Source organism: Kitasatospora sp. NPDC003701 (genome assembly GCF_053587085.1).
This window is the reverse complement of the sequence record NZ_JBSFNM010000044.1, coordinates 1-16,478: the sequence shown is the minus strand read 5'-3', so window position 1 is coordinate 16,478 and position 16,478 is coordinate 1. Positions and strand designations below refer to the sequence as shown.

General features: G+C 74.3%; 12 protein-coding genes and 3 pseudogenes. 7 read left to right on the top strand and 8 right to left on the bottom strand.

The genetic code is table 11. The features are described 5' to 3' along the window. The first annotated feature begins 17 nt into the window (after window positions 1–17). Both ACWDRR_RS31055 and ACWDRR_RS31050 read left to right on the top strand, forming a co-directional pair. Window positions 18–1,253, top strand: coding sequence for a low temperature requirement protein A (locus ACWDRR_RS31055; RefSeq protein WP_449775575.1), 1,236 nt, complete (start codon window positions 18–20; stop codon window positions 1,251–1,253). A gap of 144 nt (window positions 1,254–1,397) precedes the next feature. Beyond that, window positions 1,398–1,961, top strand: a pseudogene (locus ACWDRR_RS31050) (ATP-binding protein); the annotation flags it as partial. A 205-nt stretch (window positions 1,962–2,166) separates the two neighbouring features. Here ACWDRR_RS31050 and ACWDRR_RS31045 read toward each other — a convergent pair. From ACWDRR_RS31045 to ACWDRR_RS31030, 4 genes are all read right to left on the bottom strand, one after another. Next, entirely contained in the window at window positions 2,167–3,126 is a 960-nt protein-coding gene (locus ACWDRR_RS31045) for an alpha/beta fold hydrolase (RefSeq protein ID WP_449775574.1), read from the bottom strand. Between the two features lie 56 nt (window positions 3,127–3,182). Continuing rightward, window positions 3,183–4,328 carry a glycosyltransferase family 4 protein gene (locus ACWDRR_RS31040; protein ID WP_449775634.1) on the bottom strand — a complete coding sequence of 382 codons (1,146 nt, stop codon included), beginning with the start codon at window positions 4,326–4,328 and terminating at the stop codon, window positions 3,183–3,185. Window positions 4,329–4,399: 71 nt separating this feature from the next. Beyond that, window positions 4,400–5,470: a fatty acid desaturase family protein gene (locus ACWDRR_RS31035; protein WP_449775573.1), complete on the bottom strand. Its 1,071-nt coding sequence runs from the start codon at window positions 5,468–5,470 to the stop codon at window positions 4,400–4,402. Between the two features lie 227 nt (window positions 5,471–5,697). Next, the gene (locus ACWDRR_RS31030) at window positions 5,698–5,985 is read right to left on the bottom strand and encodes a hypothetical protein (RefSeq protein ID WP_449775572.1); all 288 of its coding nucleotides are present in this window, start codon (window positions 5,983–5,985) and stop codon (window positions 5,698–5,700) included. A gap of 129 nt (window positions 5,986–6,114) precedes the next feature. Between ACWDRR_RS31030 and ACWDRR_RS31025 the strand changes: the two genes are divergently transcribed. The 4 genes from ACWDRR_RS31025 to ACWDRR_RS31010 all read left to right on the top strand — a co-directional run bounded on the left by ACWDRR_RS31025 (window position 6,115) and on the right by ACWDRR_RS31010 (window position 10,420). Further along, the gene (locus ACWDRR_RS31025; RefSeq protein ID WP_449775571.1) at window positions 6,115–7,701 is read left to right on the top strand and encodes a threonine/serine exporter family protein; all 1,587 of its coding nucleotides are present in this window, start codon (window positions 6,115–6,117) and stop codon (window positions 7,699–7,701) included. A 349-nt stretch (window positions 7,702–8,050) separates the two neighbouring features. Next, window positions 8,051–8,530, top strand: a complete 480-nt coding sequence (locus ACWDRR_RS31020) for a flavin reductase family protein (protein WP_449775570.1) — start codon at window positions 8,051–8,053, stop codon at window positions 8,528–8,530. Window positions 8,531–8,576: 46 nt separating this feature from the next. Next, window positions 8,577–9,083: a DUF6328 family protein gene (locus tag ACWDRR_RS31015; protein ID WP_449775569.1), complete on the top strand. Its 507-nt coding sequence runs from the start codon at window positions 8,577–8,579 to the stop codon at window positions 9,081–9,083. A 119-nt stretch (window positions 9,084–9,202) separates the two neighbouring features. Continuing rightward, window positions 9,203–10,420, top strand: a complete 1,218-nt coding sequence (locus ACWDRR_RS31010; RefSeq protein ID WP_449775568.1) for a PP2C family protein-serine/threonine phosphatase — start codon at window positions 9,203–9,205, stop codon at window positions 10,418–10,420. Between the two features lie 94 nt (window positions 10,421–10,514). On the opposite strand, the pseudogene ACWDRR_RS31005 reads toward ACWDRR_RS31010, so the two are convergent. The 3 genes and pseudogenes from ACWDRR_RS31005 to ACWDRR_RS30995 all read right to left on the bottom strand — a co-directional run. After that, window positions 10,515–10,928: pseudogene (locus ACWDRR_RS31005) on the bottom strand (NPCBM/NEW2 domain-containing protein); the annotation flags it as partial. 39 nt (window positions 10,929–10,967) lie between these two features. Beyond that, window positions 10,968–12,659 (bottom strand): annotated as a pseudogene (locus ACWDRR_RS31000) (NPCBM/NEW2 domain-containing protein); the annotation flags it as partial. Between the two features lie 78 nt (window positions 12,660–12,737). Next, the gene (locus ACWDRR_RS30995) at window positions 12,738–14,816 is read right to left on the bottom strand and encodes an alpha-galactosidase (protein ID WP_449775567.1); all 2,079 of its coding nucleotides are present in this window, start codon (window positions 14,814–14,816) and stop codon (window positions 12,738–12,740) included. Window positions 14,817–15,205: 389 nt separating this feature from the next. On the opposite strand from ACWDRR_RS30995, the gene ACWDRR_RS30990 reads away from it, so the two are divergent. Beyond that, on the top strand, window positions 15,206–16,249 hold the full coding sequence (locus ACWDRR_RS30990; protein ID WP_449775566.1) for a substrate-binding domain-containing protein: 1,044 nt from the start codon (window positions 15,206–15,208) through the stop codon (window positions 16,247–16,249). Between the two features lie 7 nt (window positions 16,250–16,256). Here ACWDRR_RS30990 and ACWDRR_RS30985 read toward each other — a convergent pair. Next, window positions 16,257–16,478: hypothetical protein (locus ACWDRR_RS30985; protein ID WP_449775565.1), on the bottom strand; the 222-nt coding region annotated here is incomplete at its 5' end.

The window sequence follows — 16,478 nt, the reverse complement described above, 5'->3', positions numbered from 1 at the left end:
CGTAGGAGCGCATTCGGATGACGGACGAAGGCGCCGGCCCGGCAACCGGCGGGCCGACGTTCTGGCAGCGCCTGCGGCGACAGCTCTGGCAGCCGCCGCGCCCCCACGGCGAGCAGCCGAGCAAGCGCGTCGTCGGCCCGCTGGAGCTCTTCTACGACCTGGTGGTGGTCGTCCTGGTCGCGCAGGCGGCCCACCACCTCGCCGGGAAGCTCACCTGGCGCGGCCTGGGCGAGTACGCCGCGGTGTTCGGACTGGTCTGGATCGCCTGGGCCAACGGCAGCCTCCACCACGAACTGCACGGCCGCGAGGACGCCCGGGCCCGGAGCACCTTCCTGCTCCAGATCCTGGTCCTCGTCCCGATGGGGGCCTTCATCCCCGAGGCGGGCGGCGAGCGGGGAGCGGCGTTCGCCGTCACGGCGGGCGTGCTGTTCGCGGTGCTGGCCGTGCTGTGGCTGCTGGCCTCCCGGGGGGACCGGCCCGAGTACCGCACCTCCAGCAGGCTCTTCGTCACCGGGACCGTCTTCTGCGCCGTCATCCTCGGTACGAGCGCGCTGCTGCCCGCCGCCTCCCGGATGTGGACGTGGGGGGCGCTCGACCTCGCCTACCTGGTGGGCCTCGGCGCCGTGATCCTCGGCGCGACGCCGGGGGCCACCGTCGCGCTCAACGTCACCGACGCCCTGATCGAGCGGTTCGGGCTGCTCATCATCATCGTGCTCGGCGAGACCGTCACCGGCGTGGTGAGCGGGATCGCCGCCGAGCCGGTCAGCGCGCTCACCATCGCCGTCGCGCTGACCGCCGTCGTGGTCGGCTTCGGCGCCTGGTGGACGTACTTCGACTTCGCCGGCCACCGCGAACCGCGACGGACCGAGGCCGCCACCGCGCAGTGGATGCTCGCCCACCTGCCGCTCACCGCCGCGGTGGCCGCGATGGGCGCGGCGATGGTGAGTCTCGTCGAGCACGCCCACGCGGCGCGGACCGCCGCCGCCACCTCCTGGATGCTCTGCGGCTGCGCCGCCGTGGTCCTGGTCAGCACCATGCTGGTGGCCGCCGGCCTCGAAACCTGGCGGCGCGAGCGCGAGCTGTACCGCCCGCTCTCCCGCATCTGCGCCGCGGCGGCGCTGGCCTGCCTCGGGCTGGGCGCGGCACGGCCCGCGCCGATCGTGCTGGGCCTGCTCCTCGTCCTGGTCTTCAGCATCCCCTGGACCTTCGCCGTCGGCCACCGGCTCCGCCGGTCCGCCGCCGTTTCCGGGTAGCGGGCCGACCGGCCGACCGGGGCACGGCTCCGGCGCCCGGCCTCGTGGCGTCGATCGCCGCCCGACCCCCAGCCGCCCGACCCCCCCGCCACCTGCCCCTCCGCCACCTGCCCCGACGGGGCCGATCGGCAGAACCGCGCTGCGCTGCTCCGTCAGTGTTGGGCCGTCAGTTGCGGGGGAGGGCGAGGCACGGGGGCGCGAGGTCGGCGGTTCGGACGAGGCTGCTCGGCCGGGATCGGACGCTGGACGCCGTCGACACCCTCCTGGAACGCCTGGGCGCAGAGTCGGGGACCGATCCCTCGGGGCCCCGAGGCGGGGGCGACCGAGCGCACCCTGCTGCTGGTCGGAGAGCCGGGCATCGGCAGGACGGCGCTGCTGGAGCTCGCCGCCGAACGCGTCAGGGCCCACGGCGGGCAGGCCCGCCGGGTGGCGGGCCGCGCCGAGGAGGCCGGGCTCGCCTTCAGCGGGCTCGACACCCTCCTGCACCCGTGGCGCAGCACCTCGGCCGGCCTCGACGCCGAGGACCGGACCGTCCTCGACACCGCCCTGCGCGGGGGAGAGGCGGCGGCCGCGGGGACGCTCGCCCTGGCCGGCGCCCTGCTGAGGGTCCTGTCCCGGTGGGCCGGCGCGGGGCCGGTCCTCGTGATCGTCGACGACCTCCAGTGGGTCGACCGGTCCACCCGGGACCTCCTGAGCCTGTGCGCCCGACGCCTCCGGGGCGAACCCGTCGGCTTCCTCCTGGCGTCCCGTCCCGCCGGACTGCCGCCCGGCCGGGCGCGGCAGAGCACGGTGCACCGGTCGGCGAACCTCGACCTCGACCCACCTCCACCAGCTCTTCCCCAAGCGCGGGGTGACCTCGCGGGCCGCCCTGCGCGACGCGCTCGACCGGCTGCCGCAGGAGTAGCGTCCGCGGTCAGACTCCCGTCGTCCGGGCGGAGGACGGGTCCGGCGACGCCGCCACCGGTCCCGCCGGACGGTGACCCGGTGCCATCCCGCGCCGCCTGTCGCCCCCGGACGGCGACCGGCGGCCCGTCTCGGCGATCAGGGCACGCAGCGCCGCGGCCACGGGGGCCGGCCGCTCCTGCATGGCGACGTGGCCGACGCCGGGCAGGGTGAGGAGGCGGGCGTCGCGAAAGGCGGCGTAGGCCCGGGGTGCGGTCCGGACGGGGACGAGACGGTCGTCCCGTCCGTAGACGAGCAGCGTTGGGGTGGTGATCCGGTGCGCCTGGCGCCAGGCCGATGCCTCGCCCCGCCGCAGGAAGGCGCGGGCCACCGAGCGGACCCCCTCGGCCAGCATGTCCTGCGCGTACGGCAGTTGTGCCCGGCGCGCGCGTTCGCCGGCCTCCACCGCGCGTTGTTCGGCACCGGCGAGGGCGGGGTCCGCGTAGATCAGGCGGTAGAGGTCGTCCAGCTGGCGGTCGGGGCTCTGGGCCGCCAGCCGCCGGGAGTACAGGCGCGGGGTGCCCGGCACGCCGAGCAGGGCCACCCGGAGGGCCTGCGCCGGCGGGACGGTCGGCAGCAGGGGCGAGACGAGCGTCAGGGTGGCCACCAGATCCGGCCGTCGGGCGGTGAGGTGGAGTGCGATCAGGCCGCCGAGGGAGTTGCCGACCAGGTGCACGCGGTGGTGCCCGGTCCGGTCGAGGTGGTCGGCCACGGCCGCGGCCTGGCGTTCGACGGTGACCACGCCGTCGGGCGGCGGCGCCGACCTCCCGAAACCGGGGAGGTCGAGGGCCAGGCAGTGCACCGAGGGCCGCAGCCGGTCGATCAGGGCGGCCCAGTTGTGGGTCCACCCGCCCAGCCCGTGCAGGAGGACGGCGGTGTCGGCGTCCGGGTCGGTGCTGCGGACGTACTCGCCGGCGAGGGTGTGCTGCATGATGGTCCGTTCCTTCGGGGTGGTTCCGGTTCGGGCGTCGGCTGCGGCCGGCCGGCTCACTCCCGCCGCGGCCCGGCCGTCTCCGCGAGGGCGAGCCGGTAGTGCCCGACGAGGCGGTCGCCGACCGCCGCCCAGCTGCGTTCCGCCACGGCGGCCCGGCCGGCCCGCCCGAGCGCCACCCGCAGCTCGCGGTCGCGGGCGAGGCGTTCCACGGCCTCCCGGAACCCCTGCCCCGCGCCGGGCGGGACGAGGAAGCCGGTCCGCCCCGGCCGGACCAGGTCCAGCGGCCCGCCGGCCGCCGGGGCGACCACGGGCAGTCCGCTCGCCATGGCCTCCTGGAGGGTCTGGCCGAAGGTCTCGAACGGTCCCGCATGGACGAACACGTCGAACGAGGCGTACAGCCGGGCGAGTTCGTGCCCGGTCCGGCGGCCCAGGAAGACCGCGTCCGGCAGCGCCGCCTCCAGCCGGGACCGGAAGGGACCGTCGCCGACGACCACCAGCCGTACGCCCGGGAGCCGGGACGCCTCCGCCAGCCGGTCGACCTGCTTCTCCGCCGCCAGTCGCCCGACGTACCCGACCAGGACCTCCCCCTCGGAGCCGAGCCGCCGGCGCAGCGCCTCGTCCCGGTGGCGGGGGTGGAAGCGCACGTGGTCCACGCCGCGCGGCCACAGGTGGACCCGGGGAACCCCCTGCGCCACCAGGGCGCTCAGGGAGGCCCGGGACGGCGCCAGCGTGCGTGCGGCGGTGGCGTGGATGTGCCGGAGGTGGCGCCAGGCCAGCCGCGCGCCGGCCCCTCCCGCCACCGGCAGGTACGTCCTGGCATAGGCGGCCAGGTCGGTCTGGAACACCGCCACGGCCGGGATCCCCGCTCGTTCGGCGGCGGCCGCAGCGGCCGCCCCGAGCACGAACGGGCCGGCCAGGTGCACCACATGGGGGCGGTGGCGCCCGATGGCGTCGGCCACCCGCCGGCCCGGGAGCGCGATCCGCACCTCCGGGTAGCCGGGCAGCGGCACCGACGGGACCCGGACCACCTCGTAGCCGTACGCCCGCTCGGCGCCGTCGCCCCCGTACCGGCGGGCGGTCCCCGCGGCCGGTGCCACCACGACCGGGGTGTGCCCCCGGGCCAGGAGGTGCTCGGCCGCCCTGAGCACGCTGTGGGCGACGCCGTTGAGCTGCGGAGCGAAGGACTCGGCGACGATCATGACGCGGAGCCGGTCACCACCGGCCGCGGGGGCGTCCGCGGCGGGCGCCGCCGGCCCGGGCAGGACCCGGCTCACCCGGCGCTCCCCGTGCCCAGCACGGCCGCGCGGGCCGGGCCCGCCGGGACGGACCGGCCGACCTCGCGCAGGTCCCGGAGGATCTCCCGGAACGAGTCGACGAGGCCCGCCTCGCAGTACTCCACGCCGATCTCCGCGCAGTAGTCGCGCACGATGCGCGAGGCGGGGCGCAGCGCCACCACCGGCATGGCGGGGAAGAGGTGGTGCTCGATCTGGTAGCCGAGGCCGCCGAACACGAAGTGGACGACCCGGCCGGCCCGCAGATTGCGGGAGGGCAGCACCTGCCGGCGGAGGAAGTCCGCCCGCTCCGCGTCCCTGCCCGTCATCGGCATGCCCTTGTGGTTGGGCGCGAAGATGCACCCCAGGTACACGCCGAGCACGGCCCCGCACAGCACGGCGAAGAGCACGGCCTGGAGCGGCGAGAGGACGACGGCCAGCAGGGCGGCCGCCAACAGGTAGTGCAGCGCGGCGAGGGTGCGTTCCAGGACCGGGTGACGGACCGGGCCCCGGGTCAGGGTCAGCCAGGTGGCGGCCACGAGGCCGAGCGCCTGCAAGGACAGCAGCGGGAAGAACAGCGCCGCCTGGTGACGGGCGACGAACCGCCTCAACCCCTTGGTGCGGACCGCCTGTTCGGTGGTCCGGGCGAAGAGGATGGCGTCCGCGGCCGGGTCGTGCCCCTCCCGGTTCGGATGCGCGTGGTGGCGGTTGTGGTCGCTCACCCACCAGCCGTAGCTCATGCCGACCACCAGGTTGCCCACCAGGATGCCTGCCAGGTCGTTCGCCCGGCGGCCGGTGAACACCGCCCGGTGGGCGATGTCGTGGCCGAGCAGCGCCAACTGACCGAGCACGAAGGCGAACAGGGGTGCGAGGAGCAGCTGCCACCAGCTCGCGCCGACCGCCGTGAACCAGGTCAGCAGCAGGGCCAGGGCGGCCAGCAGCCCCGCGGCCCGGAACGCGTAGTAGAGCGGGCGTTTGCGCAGCAGCCCGGCGTCCGTGATCCGCCGGTACAGCTCGCCGAAGTCACTGCGCCGAGCAGTGCCGGCGTTCGAGGTGTCCTGACCGGTCATGTCACCGTCCCCGTCTCGGGTTGCTCCGGTCGACCGTGGCCGCCGTACCGCGCGGCCCGGACCGGATGACGCCAGCCTTCCGTAGACGCACCGCTGTTGTCCCGCTGCCACTCGGATTCCGTCGTGCGAGCGGTCCGGGCCCACGCGCCAAGGGCGTTGACGTGCCGTCACGGGACGGGAACGCGACCGCCCGTCCGCCTCTGTGTGCGAGGCGCCGCGGTTCGTCGTCAGCCCGTTCGAGCCGCTTCCTCGGCCGGGTGGGCCCGCTCGGCCCGCTCGGCCGTCTCCGGACGGAGGGCGGCGACGGTGAGCGGGCCGGCGGGACCGGTCCGCCCGCCGGCGGGGGCGGGTGACCACCTCGCCGAGGAGTGCTGCTGGGACGACGGCCCCGCGGCGCCCCGCGCCTCCTGGCCCACCCGTCCGTCGACGCACTGCGCCACCCGGTCGGCCGAGCGTACGGCGCCGGCCGGACGCCGGGCGGCGGGGCGCGCGCCGCCTTGAACGTTCTCCTTCACGTCACTATGGGTAGCAGAGCAATGACCATGAGTAGCAGCTGTCCATGGATGGTCATGCACCGCCTCGAAGCGGCCACACCCCGCCGCCGGTGACCGGCACGGTGCGAGGCGCGACGGTGAGGAGCGGCGGTGTCGAAGCGACGTCACCCGAGCAGGCGGCCCGGTGCCGGCACCGGTGGCGAGGGGCCGCAGCCGGGCAGGATCCCCGCCCCGCACCGCGCGGGGCCGCGCGGGTCCCGGCCCGAGGGCGCCCGCGAGGGGCTGGTCACCCCCCGGCCGCCGGCCGCAGGGGAGGGCGTCCCGGGTCCCGGCCGTGCCGGTCGCGGCGCCACCCCCTGGCCGGACCGGATGCGGCCGCTGGTGCGCACGCCGATGGCCGACCGCCCGGTCGTCACCGGCGCTGAGCCGCAGGAGCGGCCCGGTCCGGCCGAGGCGTCGCGCGTCCTGGACCTCGCCGTGCGGGTGGGGGAGGCGCTGCTCGCCAGCGGCGAGTCCGCCGAGGACGTGGAGGGCGCCATGCTGGGCGTCGCCCACGCCTACCGGGTGTACCCCTGCGAGCCGCAGGTGACCTTCACGCTGGTGGCGGTCTCCTACCAGCCGACGCCGGACGATCCTCCCCTGACGGTGGAACGGGCGGTCCGCCGCCCCGCCAGCGACTACACCCGGCTCGCCGCCGTCTTCCGCCTGGTCTCCGCCATCACGGCCGGCGAGGTGGCGGCCGAGGAGGCCTGTCGCCGGCTGGCCGCCCTGACCGCGCACCGGCGGCCCCCGTACCCCGGGTGGCTCCTCGTCCTCGCCTCCGGGCTGCTGGCCGGCTCCGCGACCCTGCTGGTCGGCGGGCGCTCCGACGGCCGGGCCTGGCTGGTGTTCGCGACCGCGTTCGTCGCGGCCCTGGCAGGAGAGCGGTTGGCCGCCCTGGTCGCCCGCCACGACCTGCCCGAGTTCTACTGCTTCGTGATCGCCGCGACGCCGGCCGCCGCGATCGGCAGCCTGCTCTCGCTCAACGGGCTCCATCTGCGCGGCTCCGTGGTCATCACCGGCGGGCTGTTCGCCCTGCTGCCCGGCCGCCCCCTGGTGGCCGCCGCACAGGACGGGCTGACCGGCTTCTACCTCACCGCCGCCGCCCGCCTGCTCGAAGTGCTCTACCTGATGGCCGGCATCGTGATCGGCGTGATGACGGTGCTGTACCTGGGCGTCAGCAACGACGCGGACCTGACCCCCGACGTGAGGCCCGGCAGCACGGTGAACCCGCCGCTCCAACTGGCCGCCGCGATGCTGCTGGCCCTGACCTTCGCGGTCCTGCTGCGCACCGACCGGGCCACCCTGGCGCTGGTCGCCCTCAACAGCGTCATCGGCTGGACCACCTACGCCGTCCTCGCCGAGGCCTGCGTCGAGCCGATCCTGGCCACCGGGCTCGCGGCCGGGCTGGTGGGTCTGTTCGGTCAGCTGATGGCCCGCTACCGGGCGATGTCCGCGCTGCCGCACGTCACGGCGGCCCTCGGGCCGCTGATGCCCGGCTCGGTGCTGTACTTCGGCATGCTCGCCTTCGTCCAGGGCCGGCCCGAAGCCGGGTGCACCTGGGTCGGCCGGGCGTGCGCCTCCGCGATGGCCCTGGCCATCGGCGTCAACCTCGGGGGCGAGGTGGCCCGCCTCTTCCTCCCGGCCTCGGGGCCGGCGTTCACCTCCCGGCGCCCCTCCGGCCGCCACCGCCGCTGAGGCCGCCGTGCGCGCCCGGGGCGCCGGCCGGAGCCGCATCGATCACCGGCCGTGGCTCGGCCGCTGCCGGCTCGGCAGGCGACGCACCGCCGACGGACGTAGGTTCGGCGTTGACCGACGACGAGACGCGCGAGGGACGGACGACGCCGGGGGCCGGTGCCCGGCGGGCAGGGGCGCGCGCCCGGCGCCGCGACGACGAGGAGGCGCGCCGCCGGGACGGCAGGAATGGCCGCCGCGGGCCCGGGAAGGAGACGCCTTCCCCGCACCGGGCCCCGGTCGCCGGGCCCGAACCGGCCCGACGCCCCCGCCCACGGCGAGCCGTGGGCGCCGTTACGGAAGGAGCGACACCGTGGGTGACTTCGACGCCTTCGTCGCCCTGTTGGACTACCCCGTCCACGTCGTCACCGCGGCGGTCGGCGAGGAGCGGGCCGGCTGCCTGGTCGGCTTCGCCGGGCAGTGCTCGATCCGGCCGCTCCGCTTCGCCGTGTGGATCTCCAAGGCGAACCACACCCACGGGGTGGCCTCGCGAGCGGGCGTCCTGGTGGTCCACCTGCTCCCGCGCCGGCGCCACGACCTCGCCGAGCTCTTCGGCGGTCGCAGCGGTGACGAGGTGGACAAGTTCGCGGCCGTCCCCTGGACGCCCGGCCCGGGCGGGGCCCCCGTCCTGACGGACGCGGCCGCCTGGTTCGCCGGCCGCGTCCACGACCGGACCGACGGGGGCGACCACACCGGCTTCCTCCTCGACCCCGTCGCCACCCGGACCACCGCACTCCGTGACACGCTCACCTTCCGCGACGTCACGGACATCGACGCGGGGCATCCCGCATGACGGCGCCGGGCGGGCGGGGCGGCGCCGGCGGCGGCGGAGGCGGGCGGTGACGGCGCAGGAGCCCGGCGGCCCGGCGGCATCCGGCCGCGACGAGACGCCGCAGGAGCGGGCGGACCGCGTCTGGAACGAGACGCTCCAGGAAGTCCGGGTGGCCCAGACCGGCGCACAGATCCTCTTCGGCTTCCTCCTGAGCGTCGCCTTCACCCCGCTCTTCGCCGGCCTGCCCGACTTCGACCGGAACCTGTACGTCGCCACCGTCGTCCTCGGCGCCGTCGCCACCGGTGCACTCATCGCACCCGTGGCCTTCCACCGCTTCCTGGCCGGCCACGGCATGAAGCCCGAACTCATCCGGGTGGCCGCCCGGCTCATCGCCGTCGGCCTCGTCACCCTCGCCCTCACCATCACCGGAGCCCTGCTCCTGCTGCTGCGCACCGCGACCGGCAACCCGGCGGTGGCGTGGATCCTCGGCGGTGTCGTGCTGGCCTGGTTCACCGCCGCCTGGCTGGTGCTGCCCCTGGTCGTGCTGCGCCGCACCGCCGCGCGCCGGCGCTGACGGCGCGCCGAGCCGCGGCCGCCGTCCGGCCGACGCCGTTGCCCACCTGGGGGTGAACTCCGGAGCGGATCCCTCCGCGTCGGCTGGACGCCACCGACGGGCCCGGATCGGCTGGGGCGATGACCGACGAGACCTTGCCGCTCAACCTGGGTGAGCGACTGATGGAAGAGTTCCTCACCACGCGACGCACGCTGGACCCGGCCGACGTCCCGGACATGGCCCAGCGGTACACCCAGGCACTCGGTATCGGCGTCAGCACCGTGTACCTCGCCGACATCCAGCAGAACCGGCTGTTCCCCCTCGGCGCCGGTGCCAGCCTGCCGATCGAGGGCACCCTGGCCGGCTGGACGTACCGCACCGGATCGCTGCGGGTGGCGGAGACCGACGGCGGCATGCTGCTCGCCTGGTTCCCGCTGTTCGACGGGGCCGAACGGCTCGGCGTCCTCGGTGTGCGGACCGCCGGCCTCGACAACGGCGCGCTGCGCCGCTGCCGGCTGCTCGCCGCCGTGCTGGCGATGGTGATCACCTCGAAGCGCGACACCAGCGACAGCTACGCCCGGGGGACGCGCGTGGAGACGATGAGCCTCCCGGCCGAGATGCTGCGTGCCTTCCTCCCGCTGCGAACCGTCTGCAACGGACAGGTCATCTCGACCGCCGTCCTGGAGCCCGCCTACGACCTGGGCGGCGACGCGTTCGACCACTCCCTGGCCGCCGGAGTCCTGCACGCCGCCGTGCTGGACGCGATGGGGCACGACCTGGCGTCCGGCCTGACCGCGGCCGTGGCGCTCGCGGCCTGCCGCAACGCCCGCCGCAACGGCGCCGACCTCCCCGATCTCGTCGACACCATCGACGACGCGCTCCGGCGCTGGTTCCCGGACCGCTTCGCCACCGGCATCTTCGCCCGGCTCGACCTCGCCACCGGAACGCTGCACTGGTCCAACTGCGGCCACCCGCCGCCGCTGCTGATCCGCGGTCACGAGGTCGTGACGGACGCCCTGACCCGCGGCGCCGAGCCACCGCTCGGGCTGTCCGCCCTGGCGGACGGCACGCGGGGCGTCCACACCTTCTCGCTCCGGCCGGGTGACCGGATCCTCCTCTACACCGACGGCGTCATCGAGGCGAAGGGCGCCGACCACGAGATGTTCGGGCTGGACCGCTTCGCCGACTTCGTCATCCGCGCCACGGCCGCCGGTGAGGCGGCCCCCGAGGCCCTGCGCCGCCTCATCCACGCCCTCCTGGAGAACCAGGACAGCACGCTGACCGACGACGCCACCATCATGATGATCGAGTGGCAGCCGGCCGACCTGCTGGCCTCCGATCCCGACCGGCTTCCGTGACGCCCGCGCCGGTGCGCCGGGGGCGCCCGCAGCGGCCCCGGGGGCGCGGCGCCGGAGTGAGGTCCGGCGCCGCGCCTTCGAGCTCCGCGGGCCGTCAGCAGGTGAGGACGGGGCCCGCCCAGTCGGCGTGGTCGCTGACGGTGCCGTCGCCGCCGTCGGTGACCACGAGGCGCAGTTCGTCGGCGCCCGTCAGGTCGGCGGTGAGGTGCCTGGGGGCGGAGCTCACGGTCATCAGGCCGCTGTCGGCGACCTTGGCGGCGTCCTTGTAGATCTCGAAGGAGACGCTGGCGCGGCCGTTCGCCTCGGCGTCCACGCCCACGTCGGTGGTGAGCGAGGTGCAGGAGCCGCCGAGGTAGTAGACCACCTCGCTGAGCGCGTTGACGCCCAGGCCCTTGGCGTACGTGGTGCCCGCGACGGTGATGGTCCGTCCGTCCCGGGCCTGGTTCTCGCCGTTGCTCATGTCCTTCTCGACCGGGCCCCAGCTGTTGCCGGCGGAGACCCAGGCGAGGTCGGAGAGCGGGTGGGCGCCGGCGGCCGGGCCGCGGCCGCAGGCGATGTGCGCGCCCGCCCAGTCGGCGTGGTCGTAGCTGGTGCCGTCACCGGCGTCGGTGACCACCAGCCGGACGGTGGTGGCGCCGGTCAGGTCCGCGGTGAGGTGCCGGGCCGGGTCCTTGCCGGTCATCGGGCCGCTGTCGGCGACCTTGGCACCGTCCTTGAGGATCTGGAACACCACCGAGCCGTTGCCGTAGGTCTCGTCGTCGATCCCGACGTCGGTGACCAGGTTCCGGCAGGCGCCCCCGAGGTGGAAGCCGACCTCGCTGGGCGCGTGCACGCCGAGGCCCTTGGCGTAGGTGGCGCCGCGGATGGCGAGGGTGTGGCCGTCACCGGCCTGGTGGTCGCCGTTGCTGCGGTCCCGTTCGACCGGGCCCCACTGGTTGGTGGCGGTGGAGAACGGGAGGTCGCTCAGCTGCGTCACCCCGGTCGGCGGGGGGACGGGCGAACTCGGGGCGACCCGGAACATCGCGGTCCCGTGTCCCGGCACGGTGGCGCTGACGGTGCCGTTGCCGCTGGTGGAGTGCTTCGACCACAGGTCCTTGACCGTGTACGAGTCGGCCCCGCCGATGCCGAGGGTCTGCGCGGTGGCGGTGATGGTGGCGTCGTAGGAGCCCTCGTTGGTCAGGGTGACCGCCCGGCCGCCGTCCGCGAGCGGCTTGGACATCACCACCAGGCCCTGCTGGCTGGAGACCACCGTGCCCTGCCGGCCCAGCGGGTCCTGGTCGACCGCGATCACGTCGGCGTTGGTCAGGATCTCCAGGGTCTCCGGGACGGCGGTGCGCAGGTCGGTGCCGATCATCAGGGGTGCGGCCATCTCGGCCCAGAGGCTGAAGTGGGTCCGGTACTCCGTCGCGGTCATGCCGCCGTTGCCGACCTCCAGCATGTCGGGGTCGTTGAAGGCGCCGGGCTTGGCGTAGCCGGCCAGGCCCTGGTTGGCCGTGGCGATGGAGATCATGCTCTGCCAGGTGTCGCTGATGTCGCCGGTGGTGCGCCAGGAGTTGCCGACCGGAGGCGCCCACGCCCACGGGCCGGTGCTGCCCCACTCGCAGATGCTGTAGAGGATCGGGCGGCCGGTCGCCTTCAGCGCGTCGCCCATCGCCTTGTAGCGGGTCCGGGCGTCGATGCCCTGGTTGTGGCAGTTGTCGTACTTGAGGTAGTCCACGCCCCAGGAGGCCCAGAGCCGGGCGTCCTGCTGCTCGTGGCCGAGCCCGCCGGGGAAGCCGTTGGCGTCGCAGGTGTGGTCGCCCGCGCTGGAGTAGAGGCCGAACTTGAGGCCCTTGGCGTGGACGTAGTCGGCGAGCGCCTTGATGCCGTGCGGGAAGCGGACCGGGTCGGGGACGAGGTCGCCCGCGGCGTTGCGCTCCGGCAGCGCCCAGCAGTCGTCCAGGTTGACGTACTGGTAGCCGGCGGCCTTCAGGCCCTTGTTGACGAAGGCGTCGGCGATGCCCCTGATCATGGCTTCGTCGAACTGGGTGCCGCACTGGGTGGAGTTCCAGTTGTTGAAGCCCATCTGCGGTGTCAGGTTCAGGCCGTTGTCCAGCGCCAGCGCGGGTGGCGCGGTGGCGAGTTGGAGCCCGACGGCGAGGGCGCCGCCGCCGGTGAACAGGGACAGGGCCGTCACTGCCGATGCCATGCGGCGGGAGAGCGTCCCGCGGCGTGGCGGTGCGGTGCTGGGGGAGCGCAAGGGTCCTCCAGGGAGGGTGTGGTGGGTGGAGCCGGACCCGGCTCCGGCGAGGTGCCGGAGCCGGGGGAACAGGGGGCGTCAGGAGAGCAGGCTCCAGGACTGCCCGGCCAACGATCCGTCGGGCGCACCGGTCACGACCGGGGACGTCGCGGCGGCCTGCGGCGCGGACAGGACGAGACCGGTGGCGACGTTGGTGATGGTGAGTGCGCCGGTCGCGGTGTTCTGGACGACGCGCCACTTCTGGGCGGGGTTGCCGGGGTCGTAGGCGTTCTGGGCCCGGGCGGGCTGGCCGGCCGCGCCGCCGGTGAGGGTGCCGTGGATCTGCGTGCCGGTGTAGCAGTTGTCGGTGATGTGCACCGTGCCGTCCGGGTTCGCGGCGAAGTTCCACTGCTCCGACGTGTGCGTGTTCCACCAGGTGTTGATGTCGGTGGGGGAGCCGTCGGGGGCGCTGCAGGTGCCCTGGACCTCCAGGGCCTGGCCGCCGGTGCCGCCCGCGCTGATGCCGTGGTAGCGGCCGTCGCCGATGACCGCCGCCGGGATGGTGGCGGGCAGCGCCTTGAGGCGGTACAGGGCGACGCCGTGCGGCTCCACCTGGGCGCCGAGGCTGCCGGTCACGTTGCCGGTGGAGCCGGTCCACAGGTCCTTGGCCGAGTAGCCGGGGCCGGTCAGGCCGAGGTCGCTCAGGCTGGTGGAGATGTTCCGGTAGCCGGCCGGGTCCTGGTTGATCAGCGCGACGGCGGTGTCACCGTTGGCGAGTTGCCGCTTGAGGACGACCGGTGCCGTGCTGCTGGTGGGCGGGGCGCCGACCAGGGTGGCGGGCTTGGCGAGCCGGTCCTGGTCGATCGCGATGACGTCGGCGTTCTTGTAGACGGCCAGCTGGTCGGCGGTGATGCCGGTGGACCAGGTGAGGCCGTCCCGGGTGTGCTGGGAGTCGGCGGCGGTGCGCAGGTCCGCGCCGGAGATGAGCGGGGAGGCCATCATGGCGAGGATCGACATCTCGCTGCGCGACTCGGTCAGGGACATCGGCTTGTGGCAGGTGCAGGTGTCCGTGACCCCGTACACGCCGTACGGGTTCTGCCAGCCGGCGAACATCATGTCCATGTCGTTCCAGCTGCCCGGCCGGGCGTTGCCCGGGTACTTCAGGGCCGTCTGCAACTGGCCGTTGTAGAGCACGCCCTCCAGGTCGGGGCCGCGGTCGCCGCCGATCCGGCAGAGGTTGGCGACCTGCCCGCACCACACGCCGGTCGGGGCGTAGCCGGGCGCCTGGAACGCGGGCGTGCCGGCCGTGACCACCACCGGGTCGGTGCGGGCCGGGTCGTCGGAGGCCAGCAGGTAGGGAACGCCGCTGTGCACCGGCTGCGCCGAGACGCTGAGGGCCACCCGCGGGCGCCCCTGGGCCTGGGAGGCGGAGTCCAGCGCCCGCTGGAAGTCGCGCACCCGGGCGTAGACGGACCGGGTCAGCTCCCTCCCCTCGCCCTGCGTCCAGTAGTTGTGCCCGTCGGGCCCGATGATCTGCGGGCCGTACGGGCAGTCGTCGTACTTGACGAAGTCCACGCCCCAGGAGACGAAGTCGGCGGCGTCGGTGGACTCGTGGCCCAGGCTGCCGGGGCGGCCCTGGCAGGTGGTGTAGGTGTCCGTGGCGTAGAGGCCGAACTTCATGCCCTTGCTGTGGGCGTACCAGGACAGGTACTGGATCCCGTTCAGGGTCTGCCCGTTGACGGTGTGCGCCGGGAAGCGGCCCGGGTCGGCGACGAGGTGGCCGGTGGTCGGGTCGAAGCCGGTGCCGTCGGTGCCGCTGACGGGGTTGTGGTTCGCGTCGTAGAGCTGCATGGCGCCGTACGAGTTCTTGACCAGGTCGGTGGTCTGGCCGTCGCGGTGGCCGAGCGACCAGCCGTCGTCGATGGTGACGGTGTCGTAGCCGGCCTGGACCAGCCCGTTGGCGGACATGAAGTCGATGGTCTGGAGGACCTGTTCCTGGGTCACCGCGGTGCCCAGGGTGTTCCAGGAGTTCCAGCCCATCGGCGGGGTGAGGGCGAGTCCGTTGTCCAGGGCGGCCGCGGGGGAGGCCGGGCCGAGGACGAGGGCGCCGAGTCCGGTCGCTGCGAGCGACAGCGCGACCAGGGCGCGGGGCAGGGCACGGGGCAGGGGTATCCGCATGGAGGCGCTCCAGGGTGCGCAAGTGGGGGTGGGGGATCGGCAGTCCGTTGCCGTTGGTTTCTGTTTGAACTCCCAACAGAAAGCAACGCAGCATAGGCACACGTTCGGGCCGTGCTCAAGTGCCTTGCACGGACCGGCCGATGATGCCGGTTCAGCCCGTCGGGTGCGACGGATGCCCTTTCGCGCCATGTCATGTCACAGGTTGATCTCGGCGTGACAACGTGCTTGACGGGAGATCCGCGAGTCATGTGATATTTCACATCACGTTGAAATCCGTTTGGTTCTGATCGCTTATCGAACATGCGCTCAGCCCTGGCCGTTCGGCGCCACCCTCCGTCCCCACCCGTGCCGGTACCACCCCCCGACCGGCACAAAGGAGCGTTCCCCCCATGATCCGAAGCACCACCGGTCGTACCGCCGCCGGCGGCCTCCTGCTCGCCCTGGGCCTGAGCACGACCGCCTGCTCCAACGGCCAGGACTCCACCGACGGCGCCGGGTCGGTGGCCAAGGTGAACGGCAGGATCTCGCTCACCTACCTGCAGAAGCAGGGCGACCAGGAGTACTTCGTCGGCGAGGCCGCCGGCGCCAGGGCGAAGGCCGTGGAGCTCGGCATCGACCTCAAGGTCGTGAACCTCGGCAGCGACGCCAACAAGACCGTCAGCGAAGTGCAGGCGGCCATCGCCCAGAAGACCAACGGAGTGATCGTCGTCGTCCCGGACCCGGCGGTCGGCCCGCAGGTCGTGCAGACCGCCAAGGACGCCAAGGTCGCGCTCCTGACCTCGGACGACCAGATCTGCTCCACCGGCCCGGACCCGGCGCTCTGTGCCAAGAGCGACCTCGTCCCGCGGGTCGGCTTCTCCGGAGCCCAGATGGGCACCGACGTCGGCAGGCGGGCCGCCGACGAGTTCAAGGCGGCGGGCTGGAACCCCGCCGAAACCCGGGTCATCGCGGCCTGGAAGCAGGACGTCACCGTCTGCGGAGACCGCGTCAAGGCGGCGAAGGAGGCCTTCGGCACCGTCGCCCCCGGCGTCCAGACCATCGACGTCGCCACCGACAACACCCCCACCGGCGCCCAGGACAGGGTCGCCGCGATCATCAACACCAAGCCCGGCGTGAAGCACTGGGTCGTCGTCGGCTGCAACGACGAGAACGTGCACGGCGGCGTCACCGCGCTGCGCAACGCCGGCCTGAGCGCCGACAACGTGATCGGCGTCGGCCTCGGCGCCTACCTCGCCTGCAAGGACTGGAGCGGCACCCAGCCCTCCGGGATGAAGGCCGCCCTCTTCATCAACGGCAAGGACGTCGGCGCGCTCGCCGTCCAGACCATGTACGACAGGCTCAAGAACGGCAAGGAGATCCCCGCCGAGGCGTTCGCCAAGACCACCATGGTGGACGCCGCCAGCTGGAAGAGCGCCGGCGTCACCTGCGCCTGACCGGTCGTCATCGGGGGTCGCCCCACGGGCGGGCGGCCACCCGCTGCGCGCCGACCCGCCCGGTGCCCGGGCTCTGCTCGTGCGGTGCCGGGGCCTCTCGTCGAGCGTTCCGCACCGGCGGCTCCGCGAACTCACGCTCCACCGGCAGCCCGCCGCGGGTGATCAGCTCGGACCCGACCGCCTGGAGTGCCAGCGGCAGCCCGCCGCAGAGCCGGACCAGGTCGTGGAG

Bases quoted from the DNA above. Each gene is read 5' to 3' on its own strand.
- ACWDRR_RS31055 (WP_449775575.1), top strand. From the start codon at position 18: ATGACGGACGAAGGCGCCGGCCCGGCAACCGGCGGGCCGACGTTCTGG.
- ACWDRR_RS31045 (WP_449775574.1), bottom strand. From the start codon at position 3,126: ATGCAGCACACCCTCGCCGGCGAGTACGTCCGCAGCACCGACCCGGAC.
- ACWDRR_RS31040 (WP_449775634.1), bottom strand. From the start codon at position 4,328: ATGATCGTCGCCGAGTCCTTCGCTCCGCAGCTCAACGGCGTCGCCCAC.
- ACWDRR_RS31035 (WP_449775573.1), bottom strand. From the start codon at position 5,470: ATGACCGGTCAGGACACCTCGAACGCCGGCACTGCTCGGCGCAGTGAC.
- ACWDRR_RS31010 (WP_449775568.1), top strand. From the start codon at position 9,203: ATGACCGACGAGACCTTGCCGCTCAACCTGGGTGAGCGACTGATGGAA.
- ACWDRR_RS30995 (WP_449775567.1), bottom strand. From the start codon at position 14,816: ATGCGGATACCCCTGCCCCGTGCCCTGCCCCGCGCCCTGGTCGCGCTG.
- ACWDRR_RS30990 (WP_449775566.1), top strand. From the start codon at position 15,206: ATGATCCGAAGCACCACCGGTCGTACCGCCGCCGGCGGCCTCCTGCTC.